The sequence below is a fragment of the Curtobacterium phoenicis genome, from assembly GCF_047238015.1.
In the GTDB taxonomy this organism is placed as follows: domain Bacteria; phylum Actinomycetota; class Actinomycetes; order Actinomycetales; family Microbacteriaceae; genus Curtobacterium.
The window spans coordinates 112,128-128,804 of record NZ_JBDFLZ010000002.1 but is presented as its reverse complement, the minus strand read 5'-3'; the positions used below and the strand labels follow the sequence as shown (position 1 = coordinate 128,804).

General features: G+C 70.0%; 14 protein-coding genes. All 14 read left to right on the top strand.

The window, feature by feature from the left end; translation table 11 throughout:
* Nucleotides 1–15 precede the first annotated feature (15 nt).
* Nucleotides 16–1,068, top strand: coding sequence for a type IV pilus assembly protein PilM (gene pilM / locus ABC270_RS00675; RefSeq protein WP_412879010.1), 1,053 nt, complete (start codon nucleotides 16–18; stop codon nucleotides 1,066–1,068).
* 203 nt (nucleotides 1,069–1,271) lie between these two features.
* Complete coding sequence (locus tag ABC270_RS00670) at nucleotides 1,272–1,868, top strand: hypothetical protein (RefSeq protein WP_412879009.1); 597 nt, start codon at nucleotides 1,272–1,274, stop codon at nucleotides 1,866–1,868.
* A gap of 1 nt (nucleotide 1,869) precedes the next feature.
* Nucleotides 1,870–2,607: a hypothetical protein gene (locus ABC270_RS00665; RefSeq protein WP_412879008.1), complete on the top strand. Its 738-nt coding sequence runs from the start codon at nucleotides 1,870–1,872 to the stop codon at nucleotides 2,605–2,607.
* 168 nt (nucleotides 2,608–2,775) lie between these two features.
* Nucleotides 2,776–3,336: a CBU_0592 family membrane protein gene (locus ABC270_RS00660; protein WP_412879007.1), complete on the top strand. Its 561-nt coding sequence runs from the start codon at nucleotides 2,776–2,778 to the stop codon at nucleotides 3,334–3,336.
* Between the two features lie 86 nt (nucleotides 3,337–3,422).
* Entirely contained in the window at nucleotides 3,423–3,938 is a 516-nt protein-coding gene (locus ABC270_RS00655; RefSeq protein WP_412879006.1) for a DUF6121 family protein, read from the top strand.
* A 69-nt stretch (nucleotides 3,939–4,007) separates the two neighbouring features.
* On the top strand, nucleotides 4,008–5,117 hold the full coding sequence (locus ABC270_RS00650; RefSeq protein ID WP_412879005.1) for a hypothetical protein: 1,110 nt from the start codon (nucleotides 4,008–4,010) through the stop codon (nucleotides 5,115–5,117).
* Between the two features lie 422 nt (nucleotides 5,118–5,539).
* Nucleotides 5,540–5,908 (top strand): 30S ribosomal protein S12, encoded by a 369-nt coding sequence (gene rpsL / locus ABC270_RS00645; RefSeq protein WP_017885540.1) that lies wholly within the window; start codon nucleotides 5,540–5,542, stop codon nucleotides 5,906–5,908.
* A gap of 4 nt (nucleotides 5,909–5,912) precedes the next feature.
* Nucleotides 5,913–6,383: a 30S ribosomal protein S7 gene (rpsG, locus tag ABC270_RS00640; protein ID WP_058724694.1), complete on the top strand. Its 471-nt coding sequence runs from the start codon at nucleotides 5,913–5,915 to the stop codon at nucleotides 6,381–6,383.
* 91 nt (nucleotides 6,384–6,474) lie between these two features.
* A complete protein-coding gene (gene fusA / locus ABC270_RS00635) occupies nucleotides 6,475–8,589 on the top strand; it encodes an elongation factor G (protein ID WP_412879004.1) in 2,115 nt (704 codons plus the stop codon).
* A 135-nt stretch (nucleotides 8,590–8,724) separates the two neighbouring features.
* A complete protein-coding gene (gene tuf, locus ABC270_RS00630) occupies nucleotides 8,725–9,912 on the top strand; it encodes an elongation factor Tu (protein WP_412879003.1) in 1,188 nt (395 codons plus the stop codon).
* A gap of 193 nt (nucleotides 9,913–10,105) precedes the next feature.
* Nucleotides 10,106–10,375, top strand: coding sequence for an Rv0909 family putative TA system antitoxin (locus ABC270_RS00625; RefSeq protein WP_412879002.1), 270 nt, complete (start codon nucleotides 10,106–10,108; stop codon nucleotides 10,373–10,375).
* A 343-nt stretch (nucleotides 10,376–10,718) separates the two neighbouring features.
* Complete coding sequence (locus tag ABC270_RS00620; protein ID WP_412879001.1) at nucleotides 10,719–14,351, top strand: Ig-like domain-containing protein; 3,633 nt, start codon at nucleotides 10,719–10,721, stop codon at nucleotides 14,349–14,351.
* Nucleotides 14,352–14,447: 96 nt separating this feature from the next.
* The gene (locus ABC270_RS00615) at nucleotides 14,448–15,425 is read left to right on the top strand and encodes a DNA topoisomerase IB (RefSeq protein ID WP_412879000.1); all 978 of its coding nucleotides are present in this window, start codon (nucleotides 14,448–14,450) and stop codon (nucleotides 15,423–15,425) included.
* Nucleotides 15,426–15,505: 80 nt separating this feature from the next.
* A complete protein-coding gene (locus ABC270_RS00610) occupies nucleotides 15,506–16,318 on the top strand; it encodes a DarT ssDNA thymidine ADP-ribosyltransferase family protein (protein ID WP_412878999.1) in 813 nt (270 codons plus the stop codon).
* The last annotated feature ends 359 nt before the right edge of the window (nucleotides 16,319–16,677 follow it).

The following is a 16,677-nucleotide window of genomic DNA, read 5'->3' as shown; positions in this document are numbered from 1 at the left end:
CGAAAGCAGACGAACATGGCGAAGAGCATCGTCGGTCTCGACCTCACTGGCACGTCCATCCGTGCCGTGGAGGTCGCGGATGCCGACAAGCCGCAACCGTCGGTCCTTCGCGTCGCTGAGGTCGCCGCACCGGAGGGGGCGATCAGTCGAGGCGAGGTCCTTGAGCCGAACACCGTCGCCCAGGCGCTCCGGACACTCTGGCGGACAGGACGCTTCCGCACACGCCGAGTCGTGCTCGGCATGGGCAACCAGCGTGTGCTCGCCCGTGACCTCACGGTCCCGCGCGTGCCGTGGGCACAGATGCGCGAGACCCTCCCCTTCCAGGTCCAGGACATGCTGCCGGTTCCCGTCGGCGACGCCATCCTCGACTTCTACCCGACATCCGAGAGCGTGGGGGACAACGGGCCGGTCGTGTCCGGCCTGCTCATCGCTGCGGTCAAGGACGCCGTCCTGGCGAACGTCCGCGCTGTGCAGTTGGCCGGGCTGAGGCCGGTGGGGGTCGACCTCATCCCGTTCGCACTGAGCCGGACACTCGTCACGCGGCGACGGACGCCGGGCACCGTCGCGCTCATCGGACTGGGTGCGGACACCACGAGCGTCGTGATCCTCACGGAGGGCACCCCGCAGTTCGTCCGGATCATCCCGACGGGCGGGAACGACATCACGCGGACGCTGAGCGGGCGGCTCGACATCCCGCTGGACGAGGCCGAAGCCGTCAAGCAGTGGTTCGGGGTCGAGCAAGGCGCCAAGACACCGGACGACGCCCGCGCGATCGCCGCGACGAGGGAGGCGGTCGACGAACTCCTCTCGAGCTTGCGGAACACGATCAACTACTTCGCGAACACCCGGCCGGATCAGTCGGTGCGGCGCGTCGTCCTGACCGGTGGCGGCGCTCTAATGAAGGGATTCGGCAACGCCCTGGCGCAGACAACGCGTCTGCCGGTCGAACACGGAGACGTCTTCGCTGGGGCGGTCCTTTCACGGTCCATCGACCCAGATGACCTCGCGGCCCACGGTGAGTCAGTGTCGGTCGCCTACGGCCTCGCGGTGGGGAGTCGAGCAGTATGAGCAACATCGAGGTCAACGTCGTCGACGACCGCCGACGTGCCCGTGGAGTGCGCGTTCGGATCGATCGCCGACGAGGAGGCGGCCCCACGCCCGATCGAGACAACGTCGATGACGCGACACAGGCGCGTCGACCCAAGCGCCCCGTCCGGGGCCCGGTCCAGACCGTCGGCGGAGAACCACGGGTCGACCTCCTCCCGTCCGAGGTGCACTCGGAGCAGCGTGCCGCTGCCGTCTCACGGCGTGCGTGGCTCGCCGTCATCGTGGTGGGTGCGGTCGTGCTCCTCGGGGTCGGTGCAGCGACGACGGAAGGCGTCCGTGCTCGATCCGACCTCGCCCAAGCCCAGTCCGACGGTGCATCGGTCCTCCAGCAGCAGCTCCGCTTCAATGATGTGCGGGCCGTCCAACGGGACACCGAGCTCTTGAAGGCAGCCCAAGCTGTCGGCGGCTCCGCCCAGATCGACTGGAGCGAGGTTCTCGGATCGCTTGCCGACGCGCTGCCGGCCGGGACGACGGTCACGGGCCTCACGATCACGTCGATGGATCCCGTCAAGGGCTTCGTGCAGTCGACCGAACCGCTCGCACCGAGCCGTGTCGCAACGCTGGACATCACGATCAGCAGTGCGTCCGTGCCGTCAGTCCCCGATCTCTCCGATCGTCTGACGACCGTGCAGGGCTACGCAGGCGCTCGGATCACCAACATCGCGAGTGCCAGCGACAGCGGGACCTACTCTGGACAGATCACCCTCGATCTCGACTCGAAGGCCTTCGACAAGGCGTACGTCTCCGAGAAGGGGGATTGACATGGACCGGCAGAAGCTCTCCCTCATCGGTGCAGCACTCGCTGCGGTGGTCCTGATCGCCGGCGGCTGGTTCGTCGGCGTGCAGCCGCAACTCGCCTCCGCCTCCGCGGCGGACGCCCAGCGCGGCTCGATCGAAGCCACGAACGCCGGCAATCGTGACGTCCTGCGGAAGCTCGAGGCCGAGTTCCGGGAGCTGGGCCGTTCGAAGGCCGAGCTGGCAGCGCTCCGGAGGTCTGTTCCGGCAACCGCTGACACCGCTGGCTTCACTCGCGAGGTGCAGGCCGCCGTCACGGGCGCCGGCGTCACGATGACGTCGCTGACGTTCGGCACCGCGCAGGCGTACGCGCCGGCGGGCCAGACCACCGCGACCAGCGGAGCAGCACCCGCGGCATCGTCCTCAACGCCTTCGCCCTCGTCGGCTCCGGCACCGGCCGCGACTCCGTCTGCGCCATCCACACCGGCAGCGCCCCAGCCGTACCAGAACGGCCAAATCACGTCGAGTACCTTCGACCTGATCCCAGTGAGCGTCGCGGTCGACGCCGCGAGTTGGGCGCAGGCACTCGACTTCACCAAGCGGATGCAGCACAGTGATCGGCTGTTCCTGGTCGACACGCTGTCGCAGACCGCCGGAGAGGCGAAGGGGCCGAGCCAGTCGTGGTCGCTTTCGGGGTACGTCTATGTCGTACATGCCGCGGGAGGGACCTCAGCGGCTGCCACGCCCGACCCAACGAACGGCTGACAGCCCCCAAGACCCCCGCGGACTGGGGTGTGACGCGCCACGCCACACCCTCTTCCGTCGGGGGTCCCCGTCTGCGTACGATGCTCCCGACGCCGCGATCGTGGCTGATCACCCCCCTCTCGGACGGCCCCGCTCGTGGGCTGCTCCTCGTCGTGCCCGGAGTCGCGCGTGTTGAACGGAATCGTGGAGTTCCTCGGCTGGTTCGGAGCCGTAACCGTCTTGGCTGGTTACATCCTCTTCTCGACCGGCAAGCTGCCGAACGGCCCGGTCTACCAGCTGCTCAACCTCGTCGGCGGACTCGCGATCGCCGTCAACGTCGGAGCACACCGCGCGATCCCGTCGCTCATCGTCAACGGCATCTGGGCGATCGTCGCCGTGGTGGTGCTCGCGAAGATGCTGCGCACGCGCCGTGCGGCGAAGCGCGGTGAGCCCGTGGAGGCGACGACGGCCCATGTCCTCGTCGAGCCGCCGACCACGACAGCGGTCCTGCCGGTCGTCGGTCCCGCCCTGCGCGACCACGACGACTCCACCGAGTCGACCGCCGGAGCGGGTGTCCGGACCGCCGAGCACGACGCCGCGCGAGCCGACGCCCCGGCCGACGCGCCCGCGGCCCCGGCCCCGATGACCGAGACCGTCCCGGTGATCACCGCGACGATCGCGCTCGCGCTGGTGGCAGCAGCTCAGCGGGAGCAGCAGGAGAACGCACCCGAGCAACCCGAGCACGCCTGACCCCGGGGCGGCCCGCGGAGCCGACTCGCCCAGCCGAACCCCGCGGCCCCCGCCCGCGCCACCGGCCCCGGCGATACGATCGCTGCATGTCCCGGTGGCTGATCGCGACGATGACGTCCGTGCTCTTCATCGCGCTCGTCGTCGCGGTGTCCGGCTTCGAGGCGCTCCTCGCCGACGTCGAGCCGATCACCCAGCCCGACGCGACCCCGTACCTGGGCCCCGCGATGGTGGTCTCCGTCGCGATCGTGGTGTTCCTCGCCACCGCCGTCGGAGCCCGCGAGGGCAACCCCGGCGTCACGGGCCTCGTCGCGGCCGCCACCTCGTACCTCGTGATGCTCGGCGTCGGAGCCGTCGGCTACGCGCTCGTCCGCGGTGACGCCACGGAACTCCTCGTCTTCCCGGCGGGCTCCGCGCTCGGACCCTTCGTGGTCGGGACGGTGGTGGTCGCGCTCCTCTGCGTCGTCGGCGGGATCGCCGTGCTCCGGCACCAGGAACGAGCGACGAACGGCCCCGGCAGCACGGCCGCACCGGCCCAGGACAGCCCCGGTGGCAGGTCCGTTCCGGCCCCGGACGCCCGCGGGGGTGACGGCGGTCCGCGGTAGGATCGCCCCGCACGACGCCACACCGCGAACCGCGTCGTGCGACGACCACGCGCGGCGACCGGGGGCAGGATGACCGACCACGACCACGGCTGGGGAGCGGTCCCGCCCGTCGACGCCGTCCGGGGCGAGGGAGACGCTGCTCCCCGACGTCCGCGTCGCCGCATGCGTCGAGGTGCGCTCATCGGAATCGTCGCGGGCGCCGCTGCGCTCGTCCTCCTCGTGGTGGGCGGCGGCATCGGCTACGCGAACGGCATGAGCACGCACGCGGCCGACCGCCCGGTCCGTGCCTTCCTCGACGACCTCGTCGCGGGCAAGGCCGCGGCGGCGCTGGAGGCGGCCGGCATCGAGCACGCGAAGGGCGACGTCCTGCTGACCGACGCCGCGTACGCGAAGGCCGAGCAGCGGTTGACGGGCTACCGCATCACCGCTGTCCGGACGAGCGGTGACAGCGCCGCGGTCACGACCGCACTCCGTCAGGGAGGTCAGGACGTCCCCGCGACGTTCGAGCTGAGCAAGACCGGCGAGGACTGGGGCGTGTTCCCGGTCTGGCAGCTGCAGCCGCCACGGCTCGGCGCCGTCGACGTGTCGGTGCGCGGCCCCGCGCGCACCCCGCTCCGCGTCGCCGGGAAGGCCGTCACGACGTCGAAGGACGGCACGGCGACGCTCACCGCGCTCCCCGGCACCTACGACGTCGCGATCGCGGGCGGCAAGTGGGTCGAATCCGGCAGCGCGACCGCGACGGTCAGCGGCTTCGGTGGCACCGCCTCGAGCCCCGTCGCCCTGACCGCGACGCTCACCTCAGCAGGCAAGACCGCGGCGACGAAGGCGGTCGATGCCTGGGTCGACACCTGCATCGCGTCGCACGACCCGGCGCCGTCCGGGTGCAGCTTCTACGCCTACGGCGAGGACCCGTCCTACACGTACACGAACGAGCGTTGGACGCTCGGCACCCGTCCGGTCGTCTCGATCGGGGAGTGGTCGTCCGGCGGCTGGTTGGTCACCACCACGACGTACGGTCGCGCGACCTTCACCGCGGACATCTCCGGTCCAGGGGGCGTCGGCACGGCGTCCGCCGGCCCCATGAACGTCAACGCGAGCGGGTACATCACGGGGTTCGACAGCGACGGGGCGACGTTCCGTTCCGCGGTCGCCCCGACCACCTCCGAGTCCGGTTCCTGACGGGCAGCGTCCGGCCTGGAGGCACGAGTCGCCCCCGGCGGGCAGCCCGCCTCGGGCGCGACGCGTCCTGCCCGCCGGGGCGGGACGCTCCTGCCGGGTCTCCGCCCAGGTGGGGCGGACCTCGACCCGGTGAGACGCGGCCCGCCGCCCGCGCGGGGACCTGGCGGACCGGTGTTCGCCCAGGGCGGTCCCCACGGGCCTCCAGGGCGACGCGCCCGGATTGATTTCGACCGGTGCCGCGGGTAGTCTCTACCGGGTGTGCGCCCTCGGGCGCGCCCGAAAGTCCGGCCGGTCGACTGGCCGTCGCCGGACCACTCCGTCCCCCACTGAACCCCTCCGCCGTCAGGCGGTCCTCGGTGTGGGACGAGGAAGCCGGCGGTCCGCGCCGGCCGGAGAGCACGAGCGAAGAACCAGGAGAACAGTTGCCTACTATCCAGCAGCTGGTTCGCAAGGGTCGTACGCCGAAGGTCACCAAGACCAAGGCGCCTGCCCTCAAGGCGAACCCCCAGCAGCGTGGTGTGTGCACCCGCGTCTACACCACCACCCCCAAGAAGCCGAACTCGGCACTGCGCAAGGTCGCTCGTGTCAAGCTCTCGAACGGCACCGAGGTCACGGCCTACATCCCCGGTGAGGGCCACAACCTCCAGGAGCACTCGATGGTGCTCGTCCGTGGCGGTCGTGTGAAGGACCTGCCCGGTGTCCGCTACAAGATCATCCGCGGTGCGCTCGACACGCAGGCCGTGAAGAACCGTAAGCAGGCGCGCAGCCGCTACGGCGCGAAGAAGGGTTGAGTCAATGCCTCGTAAGGGTCCCGCTCCCAAGCGTCCCGTCGTCGCAGACCCGGTCTACGGCGCGCCGATCGTCTCGCAGCTCGTGAACAAGATCCTGCTGGACGGCAAGAAGGGCCTCGCTGAGCGCATCGTCTACGGTGCACTCGAAGGCGTCGCCGCCAAGAACCAGCAGGACGCCGTCGCGACGCTCAAGAAGGCGCTCGACAACGTCCGTCCGACCCTCGAGGTCCGCAGCCGCCGCGTCGGTGGCTCGACCTACCAGGTCCCGGTCGAGGTCAAGCCGCACCGCGCGAACACCCTCGCGCTCCGCTGGCTGACCTCCTACGCCAAGGCCCGTCGCGAGAAGACGATGACCGAGCGTCTCATGAACGAGATCCTCGACGCGTCGAACGGTCTCGGTGCCGCGGTCAAGCGCCGCGAGGACACGCACAAGATGGCCGAGTCGAACAAGGCCTTCGCCCACTACCGCTGGTAGTCCCGGCACCGTTCCGGGGCGTCGGCGGTCAAGAACCCCGGCGCCCCGGAACGGACGCCCATCTCTCCTACAACTCTTCCGGAGGAACCCTGTGGCACAGGACGTGCTCACCGACCTGAACAAGGTCCGCAACATCGGCATCATGGCGCACATCGATGCCGGCAAGACCACGACGACCGAGCGCATCCTGTTCTACACGGGCATCACGCACAAGATCGGTGAGGTCCACGACGGCGCTGCGACGATGGACTGGATGGCGCAGGAGCAGGAGCGCGGCATCACGATCACGTCGGCCGCGACGACCTGCTTCTGGGACAACAACCAGATCAACATCATCGACACCCCCGGTCACGTGGACTTCACGGTCGAGGTGGAGCGCTCGCTCCGCGTCCTCGACGGTGCCGTCGCCGTCTTCGACGGCAAGGAGGGCGTCGAGCCCCAGTCCGAGACCGTGTGGCGTCAGGCGGACAAGTACAACGTCCCGCGCATCTGCTTCGTCAACAAGATGGACAAGCTGGGTGCCGACTTCTACTTCACCGTCGACACCATCATCAACCGCCTCGGCGCGGAGCCGCTCGTGCTCCAGCTCCCGATCGGCGCCGAGAACGACTTCGTCGGTGTCGTCGACCTCATCGAGATGCACGCCAAGGTCTGGCCGGGCGACGCCAAGGGTGATGTCACCATGGGCGCCCAGTACGAGGTCCAGGAGATCCCCGCGGACCTCCAGGCCCGTGCCGAGGAGTACCGCGCGAAGCTGGTCGAGCGCGTCGCGGAGTCCGACGACACCCTGCTCGAGAAGTTCTTCGACGGCCAGGAGCTCACCAAGGACGAGATCCGCGCCGGCATCCGCAAGCTCACGATCGCTTCCGAGGTGTACCCGGTCCTCTGTGGCTCGGCGTTCAAGAACCGCGGTGTCCAGCCGATGCTCGACGCCGTCATCTCGTACCTCCCGTCGCCCCTCGACGTCCCGCCGATGATCGGCCACGACGTCAAGGACGAGGAGAAGGAGATCATCCGCAAGCCCGACGCCACCGAGCCGTTCTCGGCCCTGGCGTTCAAGGTCGCGGTGCACCCCTTCTTCGGTCGCCTGACCTACGTCCGCGTCTACTCGGGCTCGATCGAGTCGGGTGCCCAGGTCATCAACTCGACCAAGGGCAAGAAGGAGCGCATCGGGAAGATCTTCCAGATGCACTCCAACAAGGAGAACCCGGTCGACAACGTGACCGCCGGCCACATCTACGCGGTCATCGGCCTCAAGGACACCACCACCGGTGACACGCTCTGCGACCCGAATGACCAGGTCGTCCTCGAGTCGATGACGTTCCCGGAGCCGGTGATCGAGGTCGCCATCGAGCCGAACACGAAGGCCGACCAGGAGAAGCTCTCCACGGCCATCCAGAAGCTCGCGGAAGAGGACCCGACGTTCCGCGTCGAGCTCAACGCCGAGACCGGTCAGACCACGATCAAGGGCATGGGCGAGCTCCACCTCGACATCCTGGTCGACCGCATGAAGCGCGAGTTCAAGGTCGAGGCGTCGGTCGGCAAGCCCCAGGTCGCCTACCGCGAGACCCTGACCAAGCCGGTCGAGCGCTACGACTACACCCACAAGAAGCAGACCGGTGGTTCCGGTCAGTTCGCGAAGGTGCAGATCGCGCTCGAGCCCATGGAGGTCACGGCCGAGAAGGTCTACGAGTTCGAGAACGCCGTCACCGGTGGCCGCGTCCCGCGCGAGTACATCCCGTCGGTCGACGCCGGTATCCAGGACGCCATGCAGGTCGGCATCCTCGCGGGGTACCCGACGGTCGGTGTGAAGGCCATCCTCAAGGACGGTCAGTCGCACGACGTCGACTCGTCCGAGATGGCGTTCAAGATCGCCGGTTCGATGGCCTACAAGGAAGCCGCCCGCAAGGCCGGCCCGGTCATCCTCGAGCCGATCATGGCCGTCGAGGTCCGCACGCCCGAGGAGTACATGGGCGACGTGATCGGTGACCTGAACTCCCGTCGTGGCCAGATCGCCTCGATGGAGGACGCTTCGGGCGTCAAGGTGGTCCGCGCGAGCGTGCCGCTGTCCGAGATGTTCGGCTACGTCGGCGACCTCCGGTCGAAGACCTCTGGTCGCGCCGTCTACTCGATGACCTTCGAGACCTACGCACAGGTCCCGGCCAAGGTCTCCGAGGAGATCGTCGCGAAGAGCAAGGGGGAGTAGCGCTCCAGCGCTGCTCCACAGGCGAGGGTGCCCGGCGACGGGCCCCTCGTCACCAAGTACAGTAAAGACACACACCCTGCAGGCCAACGGTCCACGACCGGGGGCATGCGATCCGAGTCCTGAGGAGGACCCACAGTGGCCAAGGCCAAGTTCGAGCGCACCAAGCCGCACGTCAACATCGGAACCATCGGTCACGTCGACCACGGCAAGACCACGCTCACGGCGGCGATCACCAAGGTTCTGCACGACCAGTACCCGGACCTCAACGAGGCTCGCGACTTCGCGCAGATCGACAACGCTCCCGAGGAGCGCCAGCGCGGCATCACGATCAACATCTCGCACGTCGAGTACCAGACCGAGAAGCGTCACTACGCGCACGTCGACGCCCCCGGTCACGCCGACTACGTGAAGAACATGATCACGGGTGCGGCGCAGATGGACGGCGCGATCCTCGTGGTCGCCGCCACCGACGGCCCGATGCCCCAGACGCGTGAGCACGTCCTGCTCGCCCGCCAGGTCGGCGTCCCCTACATCGTCGTCGCGCTGAACAAGTCCGACATGGTGGACGACGAGGAGATCCTGGAGCTCGTCGAGCTCGAGGTCCGCGAGCTCCTCGGCTCGCAGGAGTTCGACGAGGACGCCCCGGTCGTGCAGGTCTCGGCCGTCGGCGCGCTCGAGGGCAACGAGAAGTGGGTCAAGTCCGTCCAGGACCTGATGGCCGCTGTCGACGAGAACGTCCCGGACCCGGTGCGCGCCACCGACCAGCCGTTCCTCATGCCGATCGAGGACGTCTTCACGATCACCGGTCGTGGCACCGTCATCACCGGCCGTGTCGAGCGCGGTCAGCTCAACGTCAACGAGGAGGTCGAGATCGTCGGCATCCGCCCGACGCAGAAGACCACCGTCACCGGCATCGAGATGTTCCGCAAGCTGCTCGACTCGGCTGAGGCCGGCGACAACGCGGGTCTGCTCCTCCGTGGCCTCAAGCGCGAGGACGTGGAGCGCGGCCAGGTCGTCGTCAAGCCGGGTACGGTCACGCCGCACACGAACTTCGAGGCGAACGCGTACATCCTGACCAAGGACGAGGGTGGGCGTCACAACCCGTTCTACGCGAACTACCGTCCGCAGTTCTACTTCCGCACCACCGACGTCACGGGTGTCATCACCCTGGACGAGGGCACCGAGATGGTCATGCCCGGTGACACCGTGCACATGTCGGTCGAGCTGATCCAGCCGATCGCCATGGAGGAGGGCCTCCGCTTCGCCATCCGTGAGGGTGGTCGTACGGTCGGCGCCGGTACGGTCGAGAAGATCATCAAGTAACTCCGGTTACCTGCTGCAGCGGGGTCGGGCCTTCGGGCCCGACCCCGCTGTCGTCGTTCCGACTCGGTGTTCAACCGCCGTTCTCCCGCGCAGACCGGACAGGACGTGAGGTTTCGTGCACCATGTACGGCAAGCGGCCGGAGGGACCGGCCACCGAGTGGTCTGCCTGTGCCGGCCGGACAGGGAGGGCACCATGGCCGGCTTCGACGACATGCAGAAGAACGTCTCCGCCAAGGCGGAGGAGGTCACCGACAAGGCGAAGGCCTTCGTGGACGAGAACCGCGACAAGATCGAGGAAGCGCTGAAGAGCGACAAGGCCGAGGAGGTCTCGGACAAGATCATCCACGGTCTCGCCGACGGTCTGAAGAAGGTGACCGGCGGTCGCTTCGACGAGCAGATCGACAAGACCGCCGAGAACCTCGACGACAAGATCGGGAACAGCGGGGACAGCACTGGGGCGTAGCGCCCCGCCCACGCGATCACCCACCGGACGGGAGGCACGGCTCACCACGTGAGCGGTGCCTCCCGTCCGTCGCGTGGCCCGTCTGGCACTTGTCCCCACAAGGTGGGACGTGGTGTACCCCGCTCGGGGTGTTGTTGCGGTTTGCCGCACGTCGATACCGTCGAGTCGCGGGACCATAGCGGTCCTGTGTGGTGACCCGAACGCCGCCCTTCCTCCCCGCGCCGGCCCCTGCCCGCGAGGTGTCGTCGTGCTGTCCGTGGGTCGCCTGTCGACCCGAAGGACAACCGTGTCTGCGAAACACCGCGCTCACCTCCCACTGCTCTCTCGCAAGCTCCTCGCAGGGGTGACTACCGCTGCCCTCGTCGCGACCGGGGCGATCCTGGTCGACGCTGCGGGCGCGACGGCCGCTGAACCGTTCGCAGCTTCGGACATGCTCGCGACACAGCGACAGTCCGACGGGACGGGGTCGCCGAACATCGTCAAGATCGATCCGTCGTCGGGGACCGCGACGACGGCCCTGACGGCCCCCAGCGGCACCTCGGTGTTGAACCAGATCGGCATCTCCGGTGACGGTCGGACGGTGTACGCCACCGACGCGAACAAGGTGTACATCTACGACACCGACACCGAACAATGGTCGACCGTCGACCGCCCGACCACCAACAAGGTGACGACGACGATGGGCGGGGTCGCCCCCAAGTCACAGCGGTTCTACTTCGGCGGGCAGACCACGGGGGAGCAGGTCTTCCGGTTCCGCTCGTACGACCCGGCGACGGGTGCCCTCAGCGCGAACCAGCTCGTCGTGAGCACGCCGTCGAACGCGCCCGGTGGCAACGGAGACCTCGCCTTCGACCGCCAGGGCAACATGTACTTCATCTCGAGCGCGCAGCAGGCCAGCGACGGCACGAACCTCGCGCAGCTGTACCGGGTCGATGCAGCGGATCTGACCGGGACCACGGCGAATGCGGCGATCGTCGGTCCCCCCATCAAGGACACTCCGACCCTCAACTCCCTCGCCTTCGGAGCAGACGGCTACCTGTACGTCGCCGGGGGCGGCACGAACGCGTTCCTCAAGGTCAATCCGGTGACCGGTGACATCCTCAGCCGGTCGACGGTGACGCAGGGCGGTGCAGCCGTGGCCCTCACCGACCTCGGTTCCCGCGCGGTCCCGTCCACGGGGGCGGCCTCCGGCGGCTTCACCGGCGGTAAGGCCAAGCCGAGCGACCAGCTCACCATCAGTGTCGGCGGTGGTGACGTGCCGAAGCCGGCCACCGCGACCACCTCGGACGGCAACGACACCGTCACGGCGGGGCCGATCATCCTGCTCCCGGGAAGCTCGTACACCGTGACCCAGAGCCCCGGGAACTCCTCCACGGACCCGAACGACTACGACACGTCGTACGTCTGCACCAACCTCGTCGACAACACCACCGTGTCGAAGGGCACCGGCTCGACGGCCCCCTTCACCGTCCCTGCGGGCGGCGGCGACGTGAGCTGCGCGTTCTCCAACCCGCTGAAGCCGAAGGTCGAGAACACCTCCTCGACGGGGAACACGCCGGGTCAGCCGGCCACCGTCGACGTCCTCGCGGGCTCCACGGGCGACATCGACCCCACCACGGTGCAGCTGACCGACGCGGGGGTCCCCGGCTCGTCCGTGGGCGACGGCGGCAAGACCCTCACCGTCCCCGGGCAGGGCGTCTGGACCGTCGACCCGAAGACCGGCGCGGTGACCTTCACCCCGGAGAACGGGTTCACGAAGAACCCGACCCCGGTCACCTACACGGTCGAGGACACCCGAGGGAACACGACGCAGGGACAGGTCTCCGTCACCTACCGCGGGGCAGCTCAGAACGACGCCGCGACCACGAAGCAGGGTGCGGCCGTCTCCGTCGACGTGCTCGCGAACGACCAGGGCGGCGTCGTCGCCACCTCGGTGGTCTTCCCGACCGCCGGGCAGCCGGACGGAGCCACCGTTTCCGGGGACGGACGCACGATCGTGGTCCCCGGCCAGGGCTCGTACACGGCCGACCCGACGACCGGCGCGGTGACGTTCACACCGGAGTCGACGTTCCGTGGGGATGCGTCCCCGGTGACCTACCGTATGGCCGACGCCGACGGCGCGACCTCGACCGCCCAGGTCTCGGTCACGGTGACCCCGATCGGCCCGAAGGCGGCGGCTGAGACCGTGGACACCCAACAGAACACCCCGGTCACGATCGACGTCGCCGGGGACGCCACCCCCGGCGTCTCGGGCGGGACGCCGATCGACCCGACCTCCGTCGTGTTCCCGGACTCCGGCCAGCCGACCGGCGCGACCGTGTCCGACGGGGGCAAGCAGCTCGACGTCCCGGGACAGGGCACGTACACGATCGACCCCGACACCGGGAAGGTGACCTTCACCCCCGCGCCGGGACACACCGGGACGACGACCCCCGTGACCTACCAGGTCGGTGACACGGGCGGCGCCACGGGCACCGGCACCATCGTCGTCACCATCACCCCGGTGTCCCCGACGGCGAACCCGGACACGGCGACGACCACCCAGGGCGCCGCGACGACCGTCGGCGTCCTCGGCGACGACACCGCCGGCAACGCGGGGACACCGCTCGACCCGACCACCGTGGCGTTCCCGACCGCCGGGCAGCCGGACGGTGCGGTGGTCTCGGCGAACGGCAAGGGAATCACCGTCCCCGGTCAGGGCGCGTACACGATCGACCGCGACACCGGGAAGGTCACGTTCACGCCGGAGCCGACGTTCCGCGGCGCTGCATCCCCCGTGACCTACCGGGTCGCCGACGTCGACGGCACGAGCACGTCCTCGCCCCTCACCGTCACGGTCTCCGCGGTCGGACCGGTCGCCCAGGCCGACACCGCGAGGACCGGCCAGAACACGCCGGTGTCGATCTCCGTGACCGGCAACGACCGCCCCGGCGTCGAGCGCGGGACACCCATCGACCCGACGTCCGTCGTGTTCCCCGCCTCCGGCCAGCCCCAGGGCGCGGTCGTGTCGGCCGACGGTCGGAGCCTGACGGTTCCCGGCCAGGGCACCTTCGCAGCCGACCCGACGACCGGTTCCGTGGTGTTCACCCCGGCCCAGGGGTGGTCGGGCACCGCTGCCCCGGTGACGTACCAGGTCGGTGACACCGGCGGCCGGACCACGACCGCCACGATCACCGTGACCGTCGTCGCCGCTGTCCCGACGGCAACCGCCGACACCGCTCGGACCCCGCAGGACACCCCGGTGACGGTGTCGGTCCTCGGGAACGACCGCGACGGCAACGACCGCACCCCGATCGTGCGTGGATCCGTTCGCCTGCTCGACGCGGACGGCCGGCCGGTCACGACCCTCGCGGTCCCCGGCAAGGGCACCTTCACGGTCGACACGACGACCGGTGAGGTGACCTTCGCCCCGGCGAAGGGCTGGACCGGGACGCTCGAGGCGCCGTACCAGCTCGCCGACGCCGACGGCGGCACGGCTTCCTCCACCGTCACGGTCACGGTCGGTGCCGCCCCCCGTGCCGTGGACGACGTCCGGACCGGAACCCCGGGCAAGCCGATCACCGTCTCGGTGACGGGCAACGACGGTGCCGGGTCGTCGCCGGTCGACCCGACGTCCGTGCGGCTCGTCGACCCGGAGACGGGTGCGCTCGTGACCAGCGTGACCGTTCCCGGGAAGGGCACCTTCACGGTCGCGAACGACGGGGCGATCACCTTCACGCCGGTGGAGGGCTTCCACGGCCGGGCCGAGGTGTCCTACTCGGTGGCCGGTGAGGACGGCAGCCGCGCGACCGCCACGCTGACGATCACCTACCCGGTGCCGGCGGCGGGTGCCGTCCGACCGACCGCCGACGGCGGGCAGCTCGCCTTCACCGGGACCGACGTCGCCTGGCAGGGCTCGATCGCGGCGCTGCTCCTGCTGGCGGCCGGCGGGACGATGCTCCTCCTCCGACGTCGGAAGCGGGCAGGATCGCGCTAGCGACCGGGTGGTGACCCACCACCGGACGGGAGGCACGGTGCCGGCTGGCACCGTGCCTCCCGTCCGTCACAGGGTCGGGTGGGCATGCTCGGAGGCGTGACCCGCCTCCGACGCTCCGCGACCAACGGTCGCGGCTACCACCGCGTCCGCTCCGGCCGCGGATTCTCGTACCGCGACCCGGACGGGAAGACCGTGACCGATCCCGCGGTCCGGCAGCGCCTCGAGGACCTCGTCATCCCGCCGGCGTGGGACGACGTCTGGATCTCGCCGTACGACAACGGGCACATCCTCGCGACCGGGATCGACGGCGCTGGGCGCCGGCAGTACATGTACCACCCGGGCTGGCGCGAGCGCATGGACCGGATCAAGTACGACCGCGCGCTCGCCCTCGCCGAGTCGCTGCCGTCGGCACGGCGGATGGTGACGCAGGACCTCCGGCGCCCGGAGCCCGACCGGCAGCGGGCGCTCGCCGCGGCGTTCCGGATGCTCGACCAGGGATCGCTGCGCGTCGGCTCCGAGCGGTACGCGACCGAGCACGGCAGTCGCGGTCTCTCGACGCTGCTCTGCGCCCACGCCCACGTCTCCGGCGACGACATCGAGCTCGACTTCCCGGGCAAGAGCGGGCAGGAGTGGTCGTCCACCATCCACGACCACGACCTGGCGCGGGTCATCGCCGGGATGAAGCGTCGCGGTCCGAACGCCCGGCTGCTGTCCTTCCGCGCAGGACGCGGTGCCGAGTGGGAACCCCTGGCCGCCGAGGACATCAACGAGTACGTGAAGGAGCGGGCCGGCGACGAGTTCACCGCGAAGGACTTCCGCACGCTGCACGGCACCGTCGCCGCGGCGGTCGACCTCGCGAAGACCGGGCCGGAGTCGAGCCAGGCGAAGCGCAAGAAGGCCGTGTCGCACGCCGTGAAGGCCGCGAGCGAGGAGCTCGGGAACACCCCGACGGTCTGCCGGCAGAGCTACATCGACCCCCGCCTGCTCGACGCCTACGAGCACGGCGAGACGATCGATCCCGCACGCCTCCACGCCGCGGAGTCCGAGGTGCGTGCGCTGCTCTACCGGCAGTGACCGCGGAGACCCTCCGATGACGTACCGTTGACCACCGTGCCGCCCACCCCACACCCGGCACGGAAGGACCCCCGACAGTCGTGACCGACGAGTGCATCCACGGTTTCCCCACCGAGCTCTGCGACATCTGTTCCCCCCGCCAGCGGGAGACCCCCGCTGAACCCACCGCCCCGGCACCCCGCCGGACCCGCATCACCACCGACCTCCGCTCCACGCCGGCCCCCGCCCGGGTCCCCGGCGGCCCGCTCCGCTCGGCCGTCCCGGACCTGCCCGAGCCCCGCGTGTTCGCCGCGCTCCGGGCCCACCACGCGACCCACATCGACAACCTGCCGGGCATCGTGTCGGCCGGCGCGATCGTCGCCGCCACCGAGGCGTCGCCGGCCGTGGACGTCAGCTCCGACGCGACCCGGGAAGCCCGTACCGAGGCGACCGCGCCGGACGGGTCGCCCGTCGCGGCCCACGTCACGTTCTCGCTCTCGCCCGATGCCACGCGCTGGGACGAACTCCGACGCGGTGCGGAGGGGGAGCGGTGGTCCGACGCCGCCCGCCGGACCCGCGCGACCGACTACGTCGTGCTCGTCGTCCCGGTGTCCGCGTTCGGCGCCTCCGTGATCGTGGCCGACCAGGACGCCGAGGCCGAGGACGTGCGGTTCGCGGTCGGTCCGGAGGCGGCGACGAACCTCATCCGTCGGACCGACTTCACCGACCCGGAGATGCACGGCCTCGAGCTCCTCGCCGGGCCGAGCGTGCCGTTCTCGTCCGTCGCCGTGATCGGCGTCCCGAACGACCGTGCGCGTCAGCAGGTGAAGGCCGTCCTCGCTGAGCACGGCGGTCACGCACCCCGCGTCGCCGTGTTCCCCCCGTGGTTCGTGCCCCCGGTGACCGCCGAGTAGCGCCCGCGCGCGAGCCGGCGGCCGGCGCTTCCGGGCCGCGTTCCAGGTGCCCTCCCGACCACGTCGGGAGGGCACCTCGCGTGTCGGGCGTGCATCGTGCCTCCAGGCCGTCCGATGCCCGTCGTTCCGGGGGAGCACGCCGATCCCGACACGCCCGTGATCCGCGACACGCCCGGGTTGCACGGATGCCGCGCCTATGGGAGACTTGTCCGGTTCCGAATTCCGCAGGGCGTCCGCGCCCGCAGGATCACTGCTCTGGCAGTGCACAACCCCCTTGTTCAGCAGGGCTGGGTTGGGCCGCAGGCAGCAGAACACGATCGAATCCCCCGCGAGGCACGACGAGCACTGCTGTGCCCGGA

What these genes read in the sequence shown, in the direction of transcription:
- ABC270_RS00655 (WP_412879006.1), top strand. Translation starts at nt 3,423, where the DNA reads ATGTCCCGGTGGCTGATCGCGACGATGACGTCCGTGCTCTTCATCGCG.
- ABC270_RS00665 (WP_412879008.1), top strand. Translation starts at nt 1,870, where the DNA reads ATGGACCGGCAGAAGCTCTCCCTCATCGGTGCAGCACTCGCTGCGGTG.
- rpsG (WP_058724694.1), top strand. Translation starts at nt 5,913, where the DNA reads ATGCCTCGTAAGGGTCCCGCTCCCAAGCGTCCCGTCGTCGCAGACCCG.
- ABC270_RS00625 (WP_412879002.1), top strand. Translation starts at nt 10,106, where the DNA reads ATGGCCGGCTTCGACGACATGCAGAAGAACGTCTCCGCCAAGGCGGAG.
- ABC270_RS00650 (WP_412879005.1), top strand. Translation starts at nt 4,008, where the DNA reads ATGACCGACCACGACCACGGCTGGGGAGCGGTCCCGCCCGTCGACGCC.
- pilM (WP_412879010.1), top strand. Translation starts at nt 16, where the DNA reads ATGGCGAAGAGCATCGTCGGTCTCGACCTCACTGGCACGTCCATCCGT.